The organism is Pseudomonas floridensis (assembly GCF_002087235.1).
GTDB lineage: Bacteria > Pseudomonadota > Gammaproteobacteria > Pseudomonadales > Pseudomonadaceae > Aquipseudomonas > Aquipseudomonas floridensis.
Genome location: NZ_MUIO01000169.1, coordinates 1 through 659, shown reverse-complemented (window position 1 = coordinate 659; position 659 = coordinate 1). Strand labels below are relative to the sequence as shown.

Below are 659 nucleotides of genomic sequence, written 5' to 3'. Positions count from 1 at the left end.
CTTTGTTGAGCATGACAATGATCGAGCCCACCACTTCCAGATGACTGAGCTCCTCGGTGGCGATGTCGAACAGCAGATCCTTGCGGCCCGGGTCTTCTTCGGACAACGCTTGAGTGAAATAGCGGCTTGCAGCGGCAAGCTCGCCCTGAGCGCCGCCAAATTGTTCCAGCAACAGATTGGCCAGCCCCGGATTGGGCTCCGAGACGCGAACCGTGTACTGCAAACGCTTATTGTGAAGGAACATGTTTTCTCCCCTTTCTCAGGCGTAAAGCGTGTTTTTGATCTGGCAAAATCAGCTAACGACCGTCCAGAGACGAATCAATAGCGCAGCGAACAGCATCGCCATCAAGGGTTGAGAGAGAACATGGCGATAGAAAGATTCGCAAGAAAGCAGGGCGCACGACGAAAGGCTGGCGCGACAAAGTTTCATAGTCTTTCTCAACGGCGCAACCTTCGCCGCCCTGCGCAATGACAGTGGGCGCACGTAGACGAGGCGTTAAGACCGGGATTGAAAAGGTAGCGCGATCAGTCTTCGCGCTCGATCATTTCGTAGATACGACTGGCGAAGGCTTCCATGGTGAATGGTTTGGTCAGCACCCACATGCCAGGATCCAGATGACCGTTACCGATGATCGCGTTCTCGGCATAGCCGGTGATGA

The 659-nt window shown here is 54.5% G+C and carries 1 protein-coding gene; it reads right to left on the bottom strand.

From position 1 onward, the window contains the following. The coding region (locus BZK31_RS27545) for a manganese catalase family protein (RefSeq protein WP_208617243.1) at positions 1–244 on the bottom strand (244 nt) is incomplete at its 3' end. Positions 245–659: the final 415 nt, after the last annotated feature.